Origin of the sequence: Deferribacter thermophilus, from assembly GCF_049472675.1 — a bacterium.
In the GTDB taxonomy this organism is placed as follows: Bacteria; Chrysiogenota; Deferribacteres; order Deferribacterales; family Deferribacteraceae; genus Deferribacter; species Deferribacter thermophilus.
Map to the genome: position 1 here is coordinate 47,755 of NZ_JAPNXM010000005.1, position 15,260 is coordinate 63,014.

Genomic DNA, 15,260 nt, shown 5'->3' on the forward strand with positions numbered 1-15,260 from the left:
GTAGAATACTCCATAATTTTTCAAAAATCAACCCAATCAAATTCTCATATCCAAAAATTGAAACAGCTCAATTAAAGAAAATTTATAATTTTCATTTATCCAGTTCATCATAATCTTAAAAACCACTGAGGTAGCCTCAGCATCATACAAAGCTCTATGTCTTTTGAAGTTCGATTTTATTTTGACATTATATTTCTCAATAAGTGCATCAAGATTGTGGTATTTATCCAATAAATTCACCTTTCTTGAAATTGTTAATGTATCTAAAATAAAATCAAAAGGCTCTCTTATCATATACTCTTTTGAAATCCTTCTAAGAAAAGCCATATCCTTTTTTGCATTATGTGCAACAGGCACGCAACCTTTTGAATACTCAATAAATTTATAATAAGCTTCACATTCATCAGGGGCATTTACCACATCATCATCCGTTATACCATGTATATTTTTAGCCTTATCAGGGATTGGGATACCAGGATTTACTAAAATATGAAATTTATTTTTTCTATCAATTGCAAAACCTTTCTTTATTTTAACAGCACCAATCTCTACTATTCTATCACCATCAAAAGGGTTAACACCTGTTGATTCAATATCAAAAACACAATATTCTATTTCATCAATTTTTTTATCCAACAACTCAGCATACTCTAATATCATTATTTTTTAATAATCCTCATAATATCATTGTAAAAGGCAAAAAACATAAGTGATATTAATAATGCAAGCCCTACATACTGAGCTGCCATCCTTATTTTAAGACTGACTGGTCTTCTGATAATCATTTCGATCAGGTAAAACAATAAATGCCCCCCATCTAATACAGGTATCGGCAATAAATTTAATATGGCTAAGTTTATACTTATAACCGCCATAAAAGCTAACAAGCTTGAAAAACCAGCTTTAGCAGTTTCTGAAGCCATCTGAATAATCATTATTGGTCCACCAATATTATCTGCAGGTATAACTTTTTGGAATATTTTAATAATCCCCAAAATTGTTAACTTTGTTATTTCATAAGTTTTTTCAAAACCCAGATTTATAGCCTCTATTAAACCATACTTCACCTTTACATAACTTTCTTTTGGCATAATGCCTATTAGACCAACCTTTTGATCTTCGCCAAAAATGTTCTTAATCCTTTCAGCTTTCGGAGTAAGTTTTAATATAATAACTTTTCCTTCCCGTTCTACTTTGATTTCTACTGTCTGTTCAGCTTTCGGTTTAATTTTTTTACCAATATCTTCCCAAAATCTGACTTTTTCTCCATCAATTTCAACTATCTTATCTCCAGGTTTAAGTCCAGCTATTTGTGCTGGCATACCATCCTTTATCTCACCAACTATTGGAAGCAATTTTTCAACACCAAAAGTAAAAATTAAGGCAAAAACCAATACAGCTAACAAATAATTAAAAGCAGGCCCAGCAAATACTATAAGAAACCTTTTAAAAACAGGTTTATTCATAAAAGCTTTATCTTTTTCTTCAACAACTTCTTCTTCCTCATCAGGATTTTCCCCATACATTTTCACATATCCACCTAATGGTATTAAAGATAAGGCATATTCAGTTTCGCCTAACTTTTTAGAAAATATAACTGGCCCAAAACCTATAGAAAACCTAATTACTTTAACTCCAAAAATCTTTGCAAATACAAAATGCCCTAGTTCATGGATAAAAATTAAAACACCAAAAACTAAAATTGCAGATAAAAAGCTCATGAAAACCTCTTTTTAATTATATAATAAGTTTTTTCTCTCACATATCTATCAAACTCTACTATTTCTTCGATACTATTAACATCTTTAGGTTCGATTAGATTTAATACCTCTTCTATAATCTTAGCAATATCGATAAATTTTATATTTCTATTGAGAAAACTCTCTACTGCAATCTCATTAGCTCCATTTAAAGCAATAAAATAAGATGATTTATCATTTTTTAATATATCAAATGCAATCTTTAAACATGGGTATTTTGTAAAATCAGGCTTATCAAAAGTAAGTTTACTCAACCTATAAAAATCGATCCTTTTAGTTTTTAAATTTAACCTTTTAGGATAACTCAAAGCATAAGCAATGGGTATTTTCATATCTGGATAGCCTAATTGTGCGATATAGCTACCATCACAAAATAATACCATAGAATGTACAATACTTTCAGGATGGATAACAACATCCAATTTCTCTACAGGGACATCAAAAAGAAATCTTGCTTCAATTAGTTCTAACCCTTTATTCATCATAGTGGCAGAATCAACCGTAATCTTTTTACCCATCTTCCAATTTGGATGTTTCAAAGCCTCTTCTATTTCAACAAATTCCAATGAATCAACAGGTCTATTTCTAAAAGGTCCACCGCTAGCAGTTAATATAATTTTTTCCAAGTCCTCTGTTTGATGCCCCAGCATAGATTGAAAAATAGCAGAATGTTCACTATCTACAGGGATTATTTTGCAACCTGTTTTACTTGCAAGTTTGGTTAAAATCAAACCAGCTGTCACAAGTGATTCTTTATTAGCTAAAGCAACATCGATCCCCCGTTTTATAGAATGATATGTAGGGATCAATCCTGAAAAACCAACAGCAGCTGATAACACTATATCTACTTCTTCATTATCTATTATTCTTAAAAGCTCTTGCTCTCCAAATAATATTTCATCATTTTCAGGTTGCTTTCCAGTTAAAACGGCATATTTGGCATTAACCTGTAATTTAAAATTTAATAATTTTTCCTCATTTTTATAAGCTGATAAAAAAACTACTTCAAAATCATCCAAATATTCTTTTATAACATCAATTGCTTGGGAACCAATAGAACCAGTAGCCCCCACAATCCCAATTTTTTTCATCTTACCTCACAAAAAAATAAATATAGTAGTATAAAGTAGGTGCACCAAAAATTAAAGAGTCAATTCTATCAAGCATCCCACCATGCCCTGGAAAAATATTTCCACTGTCTTTAACACCTGATTTTCTTTTAAACATAGATTCTACCAAATCTCCTAACACACCAGCAGTAACTACCAATAAACCGCTAAAAAAAATATCTATTAAATTCATCTTAATAAAAAGAAGCCCATAAACAAAAGCTGCAAATATACCACCGACATAGCCAGCTATTAACCCTTCTATACTTTTTTTAGGACTAATCATTTCATACAATCTGTGTTTTCCAAATTTTATACCAAAAAAATATGCAAAAGTATCACTAACCCAAATAATGAAAAACAGATAAAAAACATAATGATAACCTTCATGCCTTAGAAGTTGAATATGAGACAAAAGAAAAGCTATATAAAATACTGATAAAAATGTAATGGCAATAGTTTTATATGTATCATCAAGAGGTTTTGAGCCTAAAAGTTTTAATACTAAAGTAAAAAAACAAATTATAAATATGGAGAATAGAAAGATATTAAGATCATTCAGATAAAATGCAAAAGGAATTAGAAAAGCACCCACAAAAGTTGGAACTTTTAGAAATTTAAACTCGCTCTTCTCAATTAAATTTGAAAACTCATATGTTGCTATTATTATTACCACTTCCAAAACTAAAAAAAAATAAAAATCATTAAAATAAATAACTGCTAAAATTAGCAAAGGGATCAAAAAGAGTGCTGTTACAACTCTTTTTGCTTTTTCACTCAAATGTCACCTCTTTCAATCTGCTCATCAGTCATACCAAACCTTCTGCTTCTATTAGCATAATCATTTAAAGCTTTATCAAATTCTTCCTCATTAAAATCTGGCCACAAAACATCTGTAAAATAAAGCTCTGCATAAGCTAGTCGCCACAACATAAAATTGCTTATTCTCATTTCACCACTTGTTCTTATCAACAAATCTACATCTGGTATTTCAGGGTTATATAAATATTTAACAAAAGAGTCTTCCTGCACCTCTTTTATATCACTCTTTATAATTTTATTTACAGCATCTACAATCTCAGATCTACCACCATAACTTAATGCAAGATTTAAAACCATACCTCTATTTTTCTCTGATTTTTCCATCAAATTCAAAAGTTTTGTTCTTGGTATTTCAGGGATTTGCTCCAATCTTCCTGAAACAACAATTTTTATATTATTTTCCATAATCTTATTAAATTCTTTATCGATAAATTCACTCAATATTTCCATTAACCCTTCTACTTCCTCTTTTGGCCTCAACCAATTTTCTGTAGAAAATGCAAAAAGGGATAAGTACTTAATCCCTTTTTTAGCTGCATAAGGTACTATTTTTTCGACAGCATTCATCCCTGCCTTGTGCCCAAATATACGGGGGAGGTTTCTTTTTTTAGCCCACCTCCCATTACCATCCATAATAATTGCTACATGCAAAGGGGTTTTATTTAAATTCATTAAATTTCCATAATCTCTTTTTCTTTCTTTTCTGTGATTTCATCAATCTTCTTTATATATTCATTAGTCATCTCTTGAATTTTATCTAAAGCCCTTTTTGCTTCATCTTCAGAAATCTCTTTATCTTTCTCAAGTTTTTTTACCTTCTCATTACCATACCTTCTTTCATTCCTGATAGCCACTCTTGCTTCTTCAGCCATTTTATTCACTAATTTAACAAGCTCTTTCCTTCTCTCCTCAGTTAAAGGTGGTATTGGAACCCTTATTAGCTTCCCATCGTTAGAAGGGTTTAGCCCTAAACCGCTATTCATAATTGCCTTTTCTATTACTGGAACCATATTTGGCTCCCATGGCTGGATAGTTATCAATCTTGGATCGGGAACCTGGATTGTTGCCACCTGAGGAATAGGGGTTGGAGTCCCATAATAATCCACTTTTATATTTTCAAAAAGTGCGGCTGAAGCCCTACCAGTCCTAACCCCTTTTAATTCTTCTTTGTAATACTCAACACTCTTTTCCATTTTCTTCTTAACTTCTTCAAAGATTTCATTAAGCATTTTCACCCTCCACTAAAGTTCCTACTTTTCTACCTAAAATTATATCTTTCAAATTACCTTTTCCAAAAAGATCAAAAACAATTATAGGTATCTTATTATCCATACACATACTTATTGCAGTAGAATCCATCACTTTCAAACCTTTAGTCAAAACATCAATATATTTTATCGAATCAAATTTTACTGCATCTTTATTTTTCATTGGGTCAGAATCATATACACCATCCACTTTTGTAGCTTTTATCACTACATCAGCATTAATTTCTGAAGCTCTTAAAGTAGCTGCTGTATCTGTAGTAAAATAAGGGTTACCGGTTCCAGCACCAAATATCACTACCCTACCTTTTTCAAGATGTCTAACAGCTCTCCTTCTTATAAAAGGCTCAGCAATCTGTCTCATCTCAATAGCCGTTTGCACTCTTGTTGGAATCCCCAAAGTTTCAAGTGCATTCTGTAATGCCAATGAATTTATTACTGTAGCAAGCATACCCATATAATCTGCTGATACTCTATCCATCCCTTTAGCAGATTCTGAAACACCTCTAAATATATTTCCACCACCAACCACAATCCCTATTTGAACCCCTAAATCATAAATCCCCTTTATCTCCTCAGCTATATACTTTACAACATCACCATCGATGCCAAAATTCTGCTTACCCATCAAAGCTTCACCACTAAGCTTTAAAAGCACTCTTTTATACTTAATATTGTTGTCCACTTTCACCCTCCAACTCTTTTACAGCTTTTAATGAAAAATTGAAAACAAAATCCCTTTTCACATAAGGTAGTTTCACCACATCTTGATATTCAATAGAATAAATTTTCTTAAAATTTTCCTCAATTATTTTAATATCTTTCATTTCAATAGGGATCTTTAAATCTTTAGCTTCTTCTAACAAATTCTTTTTTACACTATAATCTGGAAATCTTTTCTCACTATAGACCACATTTTCAAAAGCATTTTTGAAAATATAATATTTAACCCATGGTGTTGCAAAAAGAATTCCAACATAAATAACAAGAAAAAACAGTATTAATTTTATCAATAATCTAAACATAAATTCTCCTGTGTTAAATTACAATTTAACACATTTATCTTATAATTTTCAACACCCTATTTAATCTAACATCAAATCCGTTTCTTAAATCCCACGACCAGTAAATTATCCAAGCTTTCCCTTTTATCTTATCTTCTGAAACAAACCCCCAATATCTGCTATCATAACTTGTATCTCTATTATCACCCATTACAAAATAATATCCATCAGGAACTATAAAATTTTCTGTATTATCTCGAGGAGTAAAATTAGCGGGTAAAACGAAATTAGATTGAAAAAGAACATAAGGCTCATTTAACAGTTTATCGTTGATATAAACCTGTTTATTTATTATCTGAACCTTATCGCCAGGTAAACCAATAACCCTTTTTATAAAATCTTTATCTGGTTCTACTGGCCATTCAAAAACTATGATATCCCCTCTTTTTGGTTTGCCAAACTTATATGCCAATTTATTTACCAAAATATGATCGCCAATTAATAATGTATTCAACATAGATCCTGATGGGATTTTATAAGCTTGAAGAACAAACGCTCTAATAACCATCGCGATTACAAATGCTACAACCAAAGAATCAATAGTATCTTTTATTTTCCCTTTTTTTACATTTTCACTCATCTACTCTTCCCCCAACTTTAAAACAGCTAAGAAAGCCTCTTGAGGCACATCTACTTTCCCAATCTGCTTCATCCGTTTCTTACCCTCTTTTTGCTTTTCTAAAAGCTTTTTCTTTCTTGTAATATCACCACCGTAACATTTAGCAGTAACATTTTTCCTAAACGCTTTAACAGTGGATCTTGCAATAATTTTATTCCCTATTGCAGCCTGAATAGCCACATCAAACATCTGCCTTGGAATTAGCTCCTTTAATTTATCCACAAGCTCTCGCCCTTTATAATATGCACTATCTCTATGAACAATCACGCTTAAAGCATCAACCGGTTCTTTATTAATCAAAATATCCAACTTTACTAAATCACTCGCTTTATATCCAGAAAACTCATAATCAAAGGAAGCATAGCCTTTTGTCCTAGACTTTAGTTTATCGTAAAAATCTATTACCACCTCAGCAAGTGGAACCTCATATTCCAATATTACTCGTTGCTCAGAAATATAGTTAAAGTTTTTCTGTACCCCCCTCTTCTCCTGCAAAAGTTGAAGCACACCACCCAAATACTCTGAAGGGACAATAATTGTTGCTCTAATAAAAGGTTCTTCAATCTCTTCTATCTCCCCAATAGGTGGTAAAGCTGCAGGATTATCTATCTCAATTACATCACCACCTCTTTTCTTGACCCTATAAACAACTGTTGGTGCAGTAGTTATTAAATTTAAATCAAACTCTCTTTCTAACCTTTCCTGTACTATCTCCATATGTAGTAAGCCTAAAAAACCACACCTAAACCCAAAACCTAAAGCTGCCGAATTTTCTGGTTCAAATGTAATAGAGCTATCATTTAAAGAAAGTTTCTCAAGTGCATCTCTTAAATCTTCATAATCCTTTGTATCTACAGGATAAACACCACAAAAAACTACAGGTTTTACCTTTTTAAAACCTGGGAATGGCTGTTTTGTTGGCTTATCAGGATTTGTAATTGTGTCCCCTATATTTACATCTTTTAATTCTTTGATACCAGCAATAATAAACCCAACTTCTCCAGCAGATAATTCATCCACATCTGCAGGAAGCGGAGTAAATACTCCTACTTTATCTACCTCATACTCTTTCTTAGATGACATAAAAATGATTCGATCCCCTTTCTTAATCTTACCATCAATAACTCTCACAAGCGTAATAACACCTTGATAAGGGTCATACCAGGAATCAAAAATCATAGCTTTTAAAGGGCTATTTTTATCCCCTTTTGGCGGAGGGATTTTTTTAACAACAGATTCCAAAATCTCTTTTGTTCCTATCCCCTCTTTAGCACTGGCCAAAATTGCTTCTGAAGCATCAATACCTATGACATCTTCTATCTCCTGTTTTATTCTATCAGCGTCAGCATTGGGTAGATCTATTTTATTTAACACAGGTATTAGTTCTAAATCATGTTCTAATGCTAAATAAACATTTGCAATTGTTTGAGCCTCTACACCTTGAGATGCATCTACTACCAATAATGCACCTTCACAAGCTGCAAGACTTCTAGATACTTCATAAGTAAAATCCACATGGCCTGGGGTATCAATAAGATTTAATTGATACCTGTTACCATCATCTGCTTGATAATAGAGTCTTACTGTTTGAGCCTTTATTGTGATACCACGCTCTCTTTCTATATCCATTTTATCTAAAACCTGGTCTTTCATTAATCTTTTATCAAGAGCTCCAGTATATTCAATCAACCTATCAGCCAAAGTCGATTTGCCATGATCTATATGTGCAATTATTGAAAAGTTTCTAATAAACTTCTGATCCATAAAAGACCAATCTCCATAACTAATTATATTTTTGTTCTACCAACACAGGTATAATTAAAACCTAAATCTCTCATCTTTTTAGGTTCATATATATTTCTCAAGTCAGCTAAATTGTGGCTTTTCATTAATTTTTTAATCCTTTCCATATCCAGTTTTCTAAACTGGTTCCACTCAGTAACTATCACTAGACAGTCTGAGTTTTCAACTGCACTATACTCATCCTGACAATACTCAATATTTTCCCCAAAAATTTTCTTAGCATTCTCCATAGCAATAGGATCATAAGCTTTTATCTTTGCTCCATATTTTAACAACTCTTTTATTATTACAATTGAAGGTGATTCCCTCATATCATCTGTATTAGGCTTGAAAGATAAGCCCAGAATAGTTATAACAAAACCTTCTAAAGCCCCTTTCTCTTTTTTTCTATTTAATAAACTCATTATCTTATCTACCATTAATAACTTCTGTTTTTCATTAGCTTCTATTGCAGCTTCAACAACGTTGATATTATAACCATACTCTTTTGCTATATGGCACAATGCCAAGGTATCCTTAGGGAAACAACTACCACCATACCCTGGACCAGGGTGTAAAAATTTTGGGCTAATCCTACCATCCATCCCCATTGCCTTAGCTACCTTGTGCACATCAGCTCCAACTAAATCGCATAAATTAGCAATTTCATTTATAAATGTTATTTTAAGAGCTAAAAATGCATTAGAGGCATATTTTATCATTTCTGCAGTTTCTATATTTGTTACGACAAAAGGCGCTTCCCCAAGATAGTGTGCACTGTAAATATCCTTCATTATAGCTACAGCTTCATCACTTTCCGCACCAATGACAATCCTATCAGGTCTCATAAAATCATTAACTGCAGCTCCCTCTCTCAAAAATTCAGGATTGCTTACAACATCAAACCTGAATTTATCACCTACAATATCTTTAATTATCTTTTTTACCCTTTGACCTGTCCACACTGGAACAGTGCTTTTATTCACCACTACTTTATAACCGTTCATATTTTTAGCAATATCCCTTGCCACATTTTCCACATAGGTCAAATCTGCACTTCCATCCTCTTTGGGAGGTGTTCCAACTGCTATAAATATCACAAGATTGTTTCTTACAGCTTCAGCAAGATCAGTAGTAAATTTTAACCTACCTGCTTTCCTGTTCTTTTCTACAATAACATCTAAACCTGGTTCATAAATAGGGATTTTCCCATTATTTAGCATCTCTATTTTTTCTTTATCTATATCAACACAAGTAACAAACATCCCAAACTCTGCTAAACACGCTCCAGTCACTAAACCCACATATCCAGTGCCAACAACTGCTATTCTCACATAATCCTCCAAATTATATTGTTTATAAATTAGCAAAGATCGTTAAAAACAAGTCCAGAATCTAATTTTGGATAAAAATATGTAGATTTCTGGGGCATAACAAGCCCATTTTCAGCTATCTCTTTTATTACTTCAATATCTACACCTTTTAAGAAAAAGGCTACAATATTTTCCCTTTCCTTTTCAATCTTCTCAATTTGAGCCATGTTTTGGACAAAGTATATCCCCTCTTTTTTTAATAGCTTCTCCTCAGTAAACCCTAAAATAGGTTTTAGTATCGTCTCTTCAAGAACATAAGCATCCACTTTTCTATATATTGGGTGCAATTTCTCGTATTCTTCTACACTTAATCTTAACAACTTAAAATCACCTTTATAATAAAGGACAAAAGCAGGATAATCACTTTCACTTTGCTTTTTTATACCTTCTTCATAACTATTTACATTTTCCACTGTGTAAGATGTTTTTATTTTTTCTAAAAGCTCATCCAAGTTTCCATTATATTCTACAACTCTGTGAGTTGGAAATACTTTTAATCCTTCATCATAAAAATTTACAAACATCATCATTACAAAATCATAAGGCTTTATATCATCAGGGGAATCTCCATTTAGCTCTCTCATATACTCTCTATATTTCAAAGCAGTCTCATACCTATGATGGCCATCCGCAATATATATTTTCTTATTCTTCATAAAATCTTCTATAGTCTTCTTAATCTCTCCATCATCAATTAACCATAAGCTATTCTTCACCTTTTCATCATTAACAGCTGAAGCTACAGGCATCTCTTTCTTTATAGAAGAAAATATTTTATCAAGAAATCTTTCTTCATCTATATACAAACCAAAAATTTGACTAAAATTTGCCTTTGCTGCCTTCATAAGATTAAATCTGTCCATCTTTGGACCTGATAGAGTTTTTTCATGAGGGAAAACATTGCCTTTTCCATAATCTTCAAGTTTTAACAAGCCAATAAATCCAGTACGCACATATTTTTTCCCATCATATTCATATTCCTGTTCATAAAGATAGAAAACAGGTTCAGGATCTTTTATTAAAATCTTTTCTTTTTTCCAATCATTATATTTTTTGGCAGCTTCCTCATAATTACCATCAGGTAAAATTAGATTTACTACATTATATGGTGATCTCAGCTTTAAAACTTCTTTCTGTTCATTACTAATCACATCGTAAGGTGGTGCAATAACTTGCTTTAATAGAGTTTTTTCTAAATTGTATCTAACACCCTTAAAAGGTTTCACCATTACCACGACAACCTCCTCATTTTAAAACAATTTTAGCAAATTTCTTCTTACCTACCTTTAATACAAACTCATCTTCCTCCATTACCCTATAAACATCTTCAACCCTTTCATTGTTTACATAGATACCACCTTGAGAAGCAAGTCTTCTTATCTCACTATTTGAAGAAACAAAATTTATCCTCTTTATAATTTCTATTAATTTTAACCCTTTTTCTACCTGATACTCTTGCAAATCATCAGGGATCTCTTTTTTACTAAAAAGTTTTTCAAATTTTTCCCTTGCTTCCTTAGCTTCTATAGAACCATGAAATCTTGTTACAATTTCTGCAGCCAACATCTTCTTTGCTTCCATAGGATGAAGCACACCTTTTTCTATATCCTGTTTCATATTATTGATTTCTTCTTCAGTCTTATCTGATAAAAGTAAATAATATCTAAACATTAACTCATCAGATATAGACATGATTTTACTAAACATTGTAAAAGGATCCTCTGTGATACCTACATAATTACCAAGAGACTTACTCATTTTTTGAACACCATCAAGCCCTTCTAAAATAGGCATTGTTATGGCAATCTGAGGCTCTTGCCCATAATCTCTCTGTAATTCTCTACCAACCAATAAGTTAAATTTCTGATCTGTTCCACCTAACTCCACATCAGCTCTCAATGCAACAGAATCATAACCTTGAACCAGTGGATATAAAAACTCATGTATGCTAATCGGTTTATTTGATGAATATCTCTTAGCAAAATCATCCCTTTCTAACATTCTTGCAACAGTATATTTTGAAGCTAACTTAATCATATCATAAGATGTCATTTGATCCATCCAGGAGCTATTAAAAGCAACCTCTGTTTTATCAGGATCTAATATCTTAAAAACCTGCTCTTTATATGTTTCAGCGTTTTTTAACACTTCTTCCCTTGTTAATGCTTTTCTCGTTTCTGATTTGCCAGTTGGATCACCTATCATACCAGTAAAATCACCTATTAGAAATATTACATGATGGCCTAAATCTTGAAAATGTTTTAATTTTTGAATTAATACTGTGTGTCCTAAATGAAGATCGGGCGCTGTAGGATCAAAACCAGCTTTTACTCTAAGAGGTTTACCCTCTTTTAATGACCTTTCCAACTTTTTTCTTAATTCTTCTTCAACAATAATCTCTTCTGTGCCTCGTTTTATCAATTTCAGCTGCTCATCTACAGTCAACAAAACAACCTCCTTTTAAAGAATCATTTTTAAATAACTCTGTATAATCTCTTCACCATAAAAAATGTATATAATTGAAGCCAAAGATATAAATGGACCAAAGGGTATTGGATAATCTCTCCTTTTATAAATATGTATAAAAAACAAACCAATAACTGCACCCAAAAATGAACTGATAAACAATATAAAAAAAAGTGGTTTGTATCCTAAAAATGTACCAATCATCGCAAAAAGCTTTATATCTCCACCACCCATCCCTTCCTTACCAGTAACAAGCTTATATACAAAACCTGGTATAAAAAGCAACAAAAAACCAATAATTCCACCAATTATACTAATTAACAGGCTCTTTTCTATAAAACCAAAAATTAAACCAACTGGTATCCCACCTAAAGATAGCTCATCTGGAATAATCCCTGTCTCAAAGTTATCATCTAAAGCAGTATTTAAGTCTATAATACCAGCACACAAAAGCAATCCACATAAAATAAAATACTTAACAAACAGAATACTCATCCCATACTTTACATAAAGCCAAACTGTTATAACTGCGGTAATAATTTCAACAAATGGGTATTGAAACGATATTTTCAATCCACAATTTCTACACCGACCATTTAGAAGTATATAACTTATTACAGGGATATTATCATACCATCTAACTTCTTGACCACATTTTGGACATGCAGAACCAGGAAATACGATGGACTTTCCATAAGGTAATCTATTTATTACAACATTGAAAAAACTTCCAAAAATCAAACCTAAAAGGGAAAATATTAGATAATCCATTTTTAGTTATTCTCTTTTAAAGAAACCTCTATAGCAAAAAATTCTTTATCAACTTCGAAAATAACAGCTATACACGGGACATTACTAGGTCTTTTTATTTTATGCCCTTTTCCTGTTACCACATTTGGTATAGAAATTTTAAACTTTAAACCTTTATCGGTAAAAATCTTTTTTGCTCCACCAGCAATCATATTGATCAACTCACCCACAGCATCAACCACATCATCATCAATTTCACTCTTTTCCTCACCTATAAATTTCGAAACAACTTTTAAAGCCAAAGATTCTGGAAAACTTATTACAACAGAACCTATAGCTTGCCCAGTCAAACCAATTATACCAGATATATCATAGGATGGGTTGTCCCCTTTTTTTAGTTCAACAGTTTTTTTAGATGGTTTTATACCCATCATTGTTTCAAAAACTGAGAAAGTAGATTCGATAAAAGGATTTATATGCTCAGCCTTCATTTTCACCCCTTATACCAACAATAATCATCTTATTTTTATCTGCAAATTTAATACACTCTTCTTTATCAATTATAAATGTCTTCCCAGCCTCTAAAGCCAATACTTTACCTTTATTATCTTTTATATTCTTTAATGTGTCAATACCTACTGTTGGTACATCAAATCTAAAATCTTGAAAAGGTTTTGCAACTTTCACCACCACAGCGTCCTTTTTAGCATAATTACACCCTCTTTTTATCGCTTCATCGGTGCCTTCAATAGCCTCAACAGCCATTACAGCCATATTCTTCACAACAACAGTCTGTCCAATATCAACCCTTCCCAGTTCTTTAGCAATATTAAAACCAAATCTTATATCATCCCACTCATCTTTGTTAGGCTTTAATTTTGTCAACCCCCCCTCTTCTATAAGTAGATTTTTTAAAATCTCGGTTTGTTCCAATACCTTTATCCCTCTCTCTTCTAACAACTCCACAATTTTCAACATTATTGTGTCATCTTTTCTATCTTTCAAACTCATTAAAAGTTTTATAGAAAACATATCAAACTTTAAATTACTATATAAAAGCGATTTATTAATCTTTCCTGCAAACAAAACTGATTCAACCTTTTCCTTTTCCAGGGTATCCAAAACTTTTTTCGCCTGACCTACACTAAATTTGTAAATTTTATCTGAAGCATCAGATAAATCTATATTTATCTCCTCATTAAATGCTATCGTAATTACTTCATGACCCAAATCTTTCAAATTATTTATTGCTATTAAAGGTAATTTCCCATAACCAGCTAATACGGCTGTTTTCATTATCTACCTGTTGTTTAACATCTCATCAATTTTTAAAGCCACTTCCAATGATTTTAATTCATGCTCCACTGAAACAACTCTACAAGCTCTATTATCAATACATTTTATAAAATTTTTTATTTCCAGCTTAAGAGGGTTGTCTTTATACACAAAAAGTCTTTCTAATATATATTCATTTTTGTAAGTTAACTCTTTATTACCAAAAATATGTTGGCTTGTTCCCTGTCTATAAATATTTATATCTTGATTTGTGTAATCTAAGAAAATAAACGCATCCTTTTGAGCTATACTCATTGTCCTATCTTTCTTCTGATTTACTCTACTAACAATTATGTTAGCTACAGTCCCTTTTTTAAATTTCAAATTAACTGAGGCATAATCAACAAGTTTAGAATATACAGAAGCACCTTGCGCTTGAATATCAACAACTTCATCTTCTAAAATGTTTAATATAATATCTATATCATGAATCATCAAATCTAATATTATACTATCATTTTTCATCCTTTCAGCAAAAGGGCCTACTCTTCTCGATTCTATTAAGTATGGATTGTTTACGATTTTCTTTAATTCCATAACTGCTCCATTAAACCGCTCCACATGACCGATATTCAATACCAAATCCTTTTTCATTGCAATATCAAATAACTCTTTTGCCTGTTCAAGGTTAGTAGTTATAGGTTTTTCAACCAATACATGTTTACCAGCCAATAGACACTCTTTTGCAACTTCGTAGTGATACTTTGTGGGAACAGCAATGGTAACTGCTTCTACAGTATCAAGCATTTCTCTATAATCCAAATACCCCCTAACACCAGTTAATTTTGATTGTTTATTAAGCTCTTCTTCATTTATATCACAAATACCCATCAGCTTTACTTCAGGGATTTCATCATATAGATTTAAATGGTATTTCCCCATTCTTCCAAGTCCAATGAGCCCCATTTTAATCAT

The 15,260-nt window shown here is 31.9% G+C and carries 17 protein-coding genes; all 17 read right to left on the minus strand.

The features are described from left to right. Window positions 1–36: 36 nt before the first annotated feature. The 17 genes from OWM07_RS05920 to OWM07_RS06000 are packed head-to-tail and all read right to left on the minus strand — an operon-like array spanning window position 37 to window position 15,260. A complete protein-coding gene (locus OWM07_RS05920) occupies window positions 37–660 on the minus strand; it encodes a 3'-5' exonuclease (RefSeq protein WP_423302754.1) in 624 nt (207 codons plus the stop codon). Further along, window positions 660–1,721, minus strand: coding sequence for an RIP metalloprotease RseP (rseP, locus tag OWM07_RS05925; protein ID WP_423302755.1), 1,062 nt, complete (start codon window positions 1,719–1,721; stop codon window positions 660–662). The genes OWM07_RS05920 and rseP overlap by 1 nt, the downstream gene beginning before the upstream one ends. Continuing rightward, on the minus strand, window positions 1,718–2,851 hold the full coding sequence (gene dxr, locus OWM07_RS05930; protein WP_423302756.1) for a 1-deoxy-D-xylulose-5-phosphate reductoisomerase: 1,134 nt from the start codon (window positions 2,849–2,851) through the stop codon (window positions 1,718–1,720). The genes rseP and dxr overlap by 4 nt, the downstream gene beginning before the upstream one ends. A 1-nt stretch (window position 2,852) precedes the next feature. After that, the gene (locus OWM07_RS05935) at window positions 2,853–3,650 is read right to left on the minus strand and encodes a phosphatidate cytidylyltransferase (protein ID WP_423302757.1); all 798 of its coding nucleotides are present in this window, start codon (window positions 3,648–3,650) and stop codon (window positions 2,853–2,855) included. Beyond that, window positions 3,647–4,363 (minus strand): isoprenyl transferase, encoded by a 717-nt coding sequence (locus OWM07_RS05940; protein ID WP_423302758.1) that lies wholly within the window; start codon window positions 4,361–4,363, stop codon window positions 3,647–3,649. The genes OWM07_RS05935 and OWM07_RS05940 overlap by 4 nt, the downstream gene beginning before the upstream one ends. Then, window positions 4,363–4,920 (minus strand): ribosome recycling factor, encoded by a 558-nt coding sequence (frr, locus tag OWM07_RS05945; RefSeq protein WP_423302759.1) that lies wholly within the window; start codon window positions 4,918–4,920, stop codon window positions 4,363–4,365. The genes OWM07_RS05940 and frr overlap by 1 nt, the downstream gene beginning before the upstream one ends. After that, window positions 4,913–5,647: a UMP kinase gene (gene pyrH, locus OWM07_RS05950; RefSeq protein WP_423302760.1), complete on the minus strand. Its 735-nt coding sequence runs from the start codon at window positions 5,645–5,647 to the stop codon at window positions 4,913–4,915. Before pyrH ends, frr begins: the two co-directional genes overlap by 8 nt. Continuing rightward, the gene (locus tag OWM07_RS05955) at window positions 5,625–5,981 is read right to left on the minus strand and encodes a hypothetical protein (protein WP_423302761.1); all 357 of its coding nucleotides are present in this window, start codon (window positions 5,979–5,981) and stop codon (window positions 5,625–5,627) included. The genes pyrH and OWM07_RS05955 overlap by 23 nt, the downstream gene beginning before the upstream one ends. Before the next feature lie 34 nt (window positions 5,982–6,015). Then, a complete protein-coding gene (gene lepB / locus OWM07_RS05960) occupies window positions 6,016–6,600 on the minus strand; it encodes a signal peptidase I (protein ID WP_423302762.1) in 585 nt (194 codons plus the stop codon). Further along, window positions 6,601–8,403, minus strand: a complete 1,803-nt coding sequence (lepA, locus tag OWM07_RS05965) for a translation elongation factor 4 (protein WP_423302763.1) — start codon at window positions 8,401–8,403, stop codon at window positions 6,601–6,603. Between the two features lie 23 nt (window positions 8,404–8,426). Further along, entirely contained in the window at window positions 8,427–9,755 is a 1,329-nt protein-coding gene (locus OWM07_RS05970; RefSeq protein ID WP_423302764.1) for a UDP-glucose dehydrogenase family protein, read from the minus strand. Between the two features lie 29 nt (window positions 9,756–9,784). After that, window positions 9,785–11,023 (minus strand): DUF1015 domain-containing protein, encoded by a 1,239-nt coding sequence (locus OWM07_RS05975; protein WP_423302904.1) that lies wholly within the window; start codon window positions 11,021–11,023, stop codon window positions 9,785–9,787. A 16-nt stretch (window positions 11,024–11,039) separates the two neighbouring features. Next, on the minus strand, window positions 11,040–12,242 hold the full coding sequence (tyrS, locus tag OWM07_RS05980; protein ID WP_423302765.1) for a tyrosine--tRNA ligase: 1,203 nt from the start codon (window positions 12,240–12,242) through the stop codon (window positions 11,040–11,042). A 12-nt stretch (window positions 12,243–12,254) separates the two neighbouring features. Then, complete coding sequence (locus OWM07_RS05985; RefSeq protein ID WP_423302766.1) at window positions 12,255–13,031, minus strand: prepilin peptidase; 777 nt, start codon at window positions 13,029–13,031, stop codon at window positions 12,255–12,257. 2 nt (window positions 13,032–13,033) lie between these two features. After that, complete coding sequence (locus tag OWM07_RS05990) at window positions 13,034–13,501, minus strand: chemotaxis protein CheX (protein ID WP_423302767.1); 468 nt, start codon at window positions 13,499–13,501, stop codon at window positions 13,034–13,036. Then, a complete protein-coding gene (locus OWM07_RS05995) occupies window positions 13,491–14,306 on the minus strand; it encodes an LpxI family protein (protein ID WP_423302768.1) in 816 nt (271 codons plus the stop codon). The genes OWM07_RS05990 and OWM07_RS05995 overlap by 11 nt, the downstream gene beginning before the upstream one ends. A 3-nt stretch (window positions 14,307–14,309) precedes the next feature. Next, window positions 14,310–15,260, minus strand: a complete 951-nt coding sequence (locus OWM07_RS06000) for a Gfo/Idh/MocA family protein (protein ID WP_423302769.1) — start codon at window positions 15,258–15,260, stop codon at window positions 14,310–14,312.